Source organism: Allostella sp., assembly GCF_041913585.1.
Lineage (GTDB): Bacteria > Pseudomonadota > Alphaproteobacteria > ATCC43930 > Allostellaceae > Allostella.
This window is the reverse complement of record NZ_JAYSFE010000183.1, coordinates 3,533-6,519: the sequence shown is the minus strand read 5'-3', so window position 1 is coordinate 6,519 and position 2,987 is coordinate 3,533. Positions and strand designations below refer to the sequence as shown.

General features: G+C 75.9%; 3 protein-coding genes. All 3 read left to right on the top strand.

Annotated features, from left to right (window positions below):
• Positions 1–1,495 (top strand): AMP-binding protein (locus ACE3Q3_RS22140; protein WP_374449646.1); only part of this gene is annotated, 1,495 nt, incomplete at its 5' end.
• Positions 1,492–2,727, top strand: coding sequence for a cytochrome P450 (locus ACE3Q3_RS22135; protein ID WP_374449644.1), 1,236 nt, complete (start codon positions 1,492–1,494; stop codon positions 2,725–2,727). The genes ACE3Q3_RS22140 and ACE3Q3_RS22135, both read left to right, overlap by 4 nt.
• Positions 2,724–2,987: acyl carrier protein (locus tag ACE3Q3_RS22130; RefSeq protein WP_374449642.1), on the top strand; the 264-nt coding region annotated here is incomplete at its 3' end. The genes ACE3Q3_RS22135 and ACE3Q3_RS22130, both read left to right, overlap by 4 nt.

Below are 2,987 nucleotides of genomic sequence, written 5' to 3'. Positions count from 1 at the left end.
GGGCGCCGCCGCGGTGCCGGGGCCGGCCGTCGCCAGCGCCCGCACCCGCGAGCGGCTGGCCGCCGTGATCGCCGCCGCCCGGCCGCGCGCCCTGCTGGTGGAGCGCACCGGGCCGCGCAGTCCGCTGCCGGACGCGGCGGACGGTGGGGTGACGGTGATCGAGGTCGCGGGCATCGCCGATGCCGCCGGCGACGGCTGGGACCCGCCCCCCGCCGATCCCGGGCGGATCGCCTTCGTCCAGTACAGTTCGGGCTCGACCGCCGCACCCCGCGGCTTCGCCATCAGCCACGGCGCGCTCGCCGCCAACCAGGCGATGATGCAGGCCGCGATCGGCCACGACCCGAGCTGGGTGTCGGTGAGCTGGCTGCCGCCGCACCACGACATGGGCCTGGTCGGCGGCATCCTGCAGCCGCTGTCCGACGGCATCCCCGCCGTCCTGCTGCCGACCCTGCGGGTGGTGCAGAAGCCGGTGCGCTGGCTGCGGGCGATCAGCCGCTTCCGCGGCTCGGTCTCGACCGGCCCGACCTTCATGTACGAGGCCTGCGTGTCGCGGGTGCAGCCCGAGGAGCGGGCCGGCCTCGACCTCGCGTCCTGGCGCGTCGCCTGCTGCGGCGCCGAGCCGGTCGACCCCGCCGTCATCGCGGCCTTCGTCGCCGCCTACGCCCCCTATGGCCTGTCGGCCGGGACGCCCTACCCCTGCTACGGGCTGGCGGAGGCGACGCTCTTCGTCACCGGCGGCCGCGGCGGCAGCGGCATGCGCACCGTCACCGTCGACCGCGACCAGCTCGGCCGCGGCCGGGCCGAGCCGGCGGCAGTCGGCGTCCGCCTCGTCGCCTGCGGGCAGACCTGGGCCGGCGCCGAGGTCCGCATCGTCGACCCCGCGACCGGCGAGGCCCTGCCGGACGGCATGGTCGGCGACGTCCGCGTCGCCGGGCCCAGCCTGACCAGCGGTCTGTGGCGGCCGGACGGCCCGCCCGAGCCGCTGGCCCGGCCGCTGCCCGGAACCGACCGCCCCTTCGTCGCGACCGGCGACCTCGGCTTCGTCCTCGACGGCGTGCTGGTCCCGGTCAGCCGGCGCGACGACGTCGTCGTCATCCGCGGCGTCAACCACCATCCCGAGGACATCGAGCGCAGCGCCGCCGAGGCGGCGGCGCCGGTGCCGCTCGCCGGCGCCGCCGCCTTCGCCGTCGGCGCGTCCGGGCCGACCCGCCTCGCCGTCGCGGTCGAACTGGCGCGTGCCGACTCGCGGACCGCCGACCTGCCCGGGCTGGCGCGGCGCATCGCCGACCGGGTGGCGGCCGCGCACGGCCAGCGCCCGGCCGAGACGCTGGTGCTGCGCGAGGGCACCCTGCCGCGCACCACCAGCGGCAAGGTCCGCCGCCACCGCTGCCGCGCCGGCCTCGCCGACGGAACCTGGCCGCCCGCCACCGGCGCCGTGCTCCACCGTGCTTCGGACTTGACGGACGCCGTCGCGGACGGGAAAGCAGGGTCATGACGACCGCTCCGCTCCGCCCCTTCGACCCGCGCGATCCGCGGCTGCGCAGCGACCCGCACGGGCTCTTCGCGCTCTACCGCAGCGCCGAGCCGGTGCACTGGAGCGAGACGGCGCACTCCTGGATCCTGACCCGGCACCGCGACATTTCCGGCCTGCTGCGCAGCCCGGGGCTCGACCCGGCCTCGGTGCTCGCCTTCAGCGACGCCGTCGCCGCCCGGGTCGGCCGGAACTGGCCGGCGCTGCAGTCCTTCATCGACGCCATCCTCTTCCTCGACGCCTCGGCCGGGCATCGCCAGGCGCGCCGGCTGCTGGCGGCGACCCTGAACGCGCGGCCGCTGTCGGAATATGCGCCGATGATCGCCGGCGTCGCCGAGGAGATGCTGGCGCCGCTGCGCGGCGAGCGGGCCTTCGACGTCGTCGCCCGCTTCACCGACCCCCTGCCCTTCCGGGTCATGTGCCGGATCATGGGCGTGCCGGACGATGTCGGCGCCCATCTCTACGCCATCTCGCGCAGCGTCCTCCGGCTCTTCAACTTCGTGCTCGGCGTGCGCGAGATGGAGGATTTCGAGCGCTGGCTGAGCGCGGCGTTCGCCGAGATCGCCCGCCTCGTCGACGCGCGCCGCCGCGTCCCGCGCGAGGACGGCATGACCCGGCTGATGGAACTCGCCCGCAACGAGGAGGGCGTCGACGACCGCTGGCTGCACTCGCGCATCCTCTTCCTCGTGCTGGTCGGGGCGGAGACGACCTCGGCCTTCCTCGGCAGCGCCATCCGCCGCTCGCTCGACGAGCCGGAGGTTCGCCGGGCCGCCGCCGACCCGGCCCGCCTGCCGCAGGTCGTGGAGGAACTGCTGCGCCTCGACAGCCCGGTCATCCTGGCGGCGCGGCGGGCCACCGCCGACATCGTCGTCGACGGCCGCACATTCCCGGCCGGCAGCGGCTTCATCCCCTACATCACCGCCGGCAATCGCGACCCGGAGGCCTATCCCGACCCGGACCGCTTCCAGCCCGGCCGGTCCGGCCCCGGCAACCTCGCCTTCGGCGAGGGCGCGCACGCCTGCCTCGGCGGCGCGCTCGCCCGCCTCGAGGCCCGCGTCGTGCTGCCGGCCTTCTTCGCGGCGATCCCGCCGGCGCGGCCGGGCGAGCCGGCCGACGAGTGGGTGCCGCTCGACACCTTCCGCCGCCTCGCCCGCCTGCCAATCCTCGTCGACGGACCCGATCCGGAGTGCCAATGACCCAATCCGAGCGCCTCGTCCTGCGTGCGGCCGACATCGAAGCCTGGCTCGCCGCCTATCTCGTCGAGCAGATGGGCGTGCCCGAGGACCTCGTGCGGCCGGACGCGCCCTTCGAGAGCTACGGGCTCGATTCGGTCGACGGCGTCGTCATGGCCTCGGCGCTGGAGACCGAGTTCGAGATCGAGGTCGACCCGGCGATCTTCCTGCGCAACGCGACGCTGCCCGAGGTCTATGCCGAGCTCGAGAACGAGGGCATCGCC